The sequence below is a fragment of the Microbacterium sp. CPCC 204701 genome (assembly GCF_004010105.1).
Taxonomy (GTDB): Bacteria; Actinomycetota; Actinomycetes; order Actinomycetales; family Microbacteriaceae; genus Microbacterium.
This window is the reverse complement of the sequence record NZ_RRYE01000416.1, coordinates 1-2,461: the sequence shown is the minus strand read 5'-3', so window position 1 is coordinate 2,461 and position 2,461 is coordinate 1. Positions and strand designations below refer to the sequence as shown.

At 71.6% G+C, this 2,461-nt stretch carries 2 protein-coding genes and 1 pseudogene; all 3 read left to right on the top strand.

All coding sequences use genetic code 11. The features are described from left to right. The first annotated feature begins 210 nt into the window (after window positions 1-210). Entirely contained in the window at window positions 211-1,206 is a 996-nt protein-coding gene (locus EIO58_RS16185; RefSeq protein WP_127820352.1) for an aldo/keto reductase, read from the top strand. A gap of 107 nt (window positions 1,207-1,313) precedes the next feature. Then, complete coding sequence (locus EIO58_RS16180) at window positions 1,314-2,114, top strand: PP2C family protein-serine/threonine phosphatase (RefSeq protein ID WP_127820351.1); 801 nt, start codon at window positions 1,314-1,316, stop codon at window positions 2,112-2,114. Between the two features lie 76 nt (window positions 2,115-2,190). Beyond that, window positions 2,191-2,461, top strand: a pseudogene (locus EIO58_RS16175) (hypothetical protein); the annotation flags it as partial.

Sequence of the window (2,461 nt, the reverse complement as noted above, 5' to 3'; positions counted from 1 at the left end):
CGCCCGCCGCTCCGGCCGCGCCGCCGGCGCCGGCAGGCGAGGCGCCGGCAGCAGAGCCGCCGGCTGAAGAGCCGCCGGCTGAAGAGCCGCCGGTTGAAGAGCCCAAGCAATAGCGACGACGCCACGACCCCTCACCACGGGTGGGGGGTCGTGGCGCGCTTTCGGCCGCGATGAAGGCGGGGCGCGGCGCGTCGCGGCTAGCGTGGAGGGATGACCTCCTCCTCCGTTCCGCTGCGGCGCATGGGCGCCTCCGGCCTGCTCGTGTCCGCCGTGGGCCTCGGCTGCAACAATTTCGGCCGTCCCGGCACCCGCACCGAGGGCATCGAGGGCACGCGTGACGTGCTGGATGCCGCGATCGAGGCAGGTGTGACGTTCCTCGACACCGCCGACATCTACGGCCGCGACCCGGGCCTGTCCGAGACCCTCATGGGCGAGGCGCTGAAGGGACGGCGCGACCAGGTCACGCTGGCGACGAAGTTCGGGCATTCCGGCCGCGACATGGGGTACCCGGGGTCTGGGGCGAAGGGCTCCCGCTCGTACGTGCGGCGTGCGGTCGAGGCATCCCTTTCACGTCTGCAGACGGAGTGGATCGATCTCTACCAGCTGCACACCCCGGATCCTCAGACACCGATCGAAGAGACGCTCGACGTGCTCGCCGATCTCGTCCGGGAGGGCAAGGTGCGCTACATCGGCCACTCCAACCTCAGCGGCTGGCAGATCGCCGAGGCGCACTACGTGGCTTCCGAGCGCGCGGGTGTGCCGTTCGTGTCGGCGCAGAATCACTACAGCCTGCTGGCGCGCGCCGCCGAGCGCGAGGTGCTCCCGGCCGTGGAGCGCTTCGGGCTCGGGTTCCTGCCGTTCTTCCCGCTGCACAACGGACTGCTCACCGGCAAGTTCACGCGCGACCACGCGCCGTCGGATTCGCGCATCATGCGCCAGCGCCAGCACGTGTGGCAGGACGCGCCGTGGGACGCCCTCGACGCCTATCGCGGGTTCTGCGACGATCGCGGCATCACGATGGTCGAGGCGACGTTCGGCTGGATGCTGGCACGCCCGTCGCTCGCAAGTGTGATCGCCGGCGCGACCAGCCCCGAGCAGGTCCGTGCGAACGCCGCCGCCGCGACGGCCTGGACCCCGAGCGCCGAGGACCTCGCGCAGATGGACGCGCTGTTCCCGCTTCCGGAAGATCCCGGCGCGAAGGTCTGAGGCCCGCTGCGGACGGGGATCATCCGCAGGCGCGACGGGCGAAGCCCACTAGTATGTGAGGACGCGGGGCCGACCGGCCCTGACGCCGCCGATGGGGAGGACAACGCGTGCCCGAGGTATCCACCCAGACGCGCACCGTCCCGGTGCCGGGTGGCGAACTCGAACTGTCCTGGGCGGCCGTGACCGACACCGGGCGTCGCCGCGAGGTCAACCAGGACGCCGTCTTCGCGTCGTTTCCGCTGTTCGTCGTGGCCGACGGAATGGGCGGCCACGTCGGCGGCGAGATCGCGAGCGCCCGCACCATCGAGCGGCTGAGCGCCGTGGCCGACGCCGGCACGGTGACCCCCAAGACCATCGAGAACGCGCTCGCCCGCGCCGTCAAAGACATCGCGGCGCACCCCGAAGCGACGGACGACGGCACCGGCACCACCGTCACGGGGCTCTTTCTCGACACGTCGGGCGATGCCCCGCACTGGGTGACTCTGAACATCGGCGACTCGCGCGTGTACCTGGTGCGCGACGGGGCGATCATTCAGATCACGACGGACCACTCGGTCGTGCAAGAGCTCGTGGCCGCGGGGCGTCTCAGTCCCGAGGAGGCCGAGAACCACCCCTACGGCAACGTCATCACACGCGCGGTCGGCCCGAGCGAGGGCGTCACGCCCGACTACGTGCGGCTCGACGTCGTCGAAGGCGACCGCTTCGTGATCTGCTCCGACGGGCTGACCAAAGAGCTCACCGACTACGGCATCCGACACTTCCTCGACGAGAACGCCGACCCAGCCGCAGCCGTGTCGGCGATGCTCGAGGCGGCGCTCGAGAACGGCGGGCGCGACAACATCACGATCGTGGTGCTCGACGTGGGGCCCACGGCCGCGGCCGACGACTCCTCCACAGCCGAGGACTGACGGCGGTTCCGCGGCGGTTGTCCACATCCGCCGCCCTCGTGATCCCCGAGGAACGGGTGACGCGGTGGACTGAGGTGTGCTCCCGGTCCGTGACCCCCTGAACGTCGCAGGGCTCCCCGCGCAGCCGCTGGACGACGAGCCCTTGACACTGCCGCCCGCCTGGACACCGCCGCCGCGCCCGCCGTTCCCGGTGATCGCCGCCGTCGTGCCGGTCGTCGGCGCGCTGGCGCTGTGGTTCGTGACCGGGTCGATGCTGACCCTGTGGCTGGCGCTGCTCGGCCCTCTGATCGCCGCGGGGATGCTGCTCGACGCCCGCCGCGGCGCACGCCGTGAGGGGCGGCGGGCGG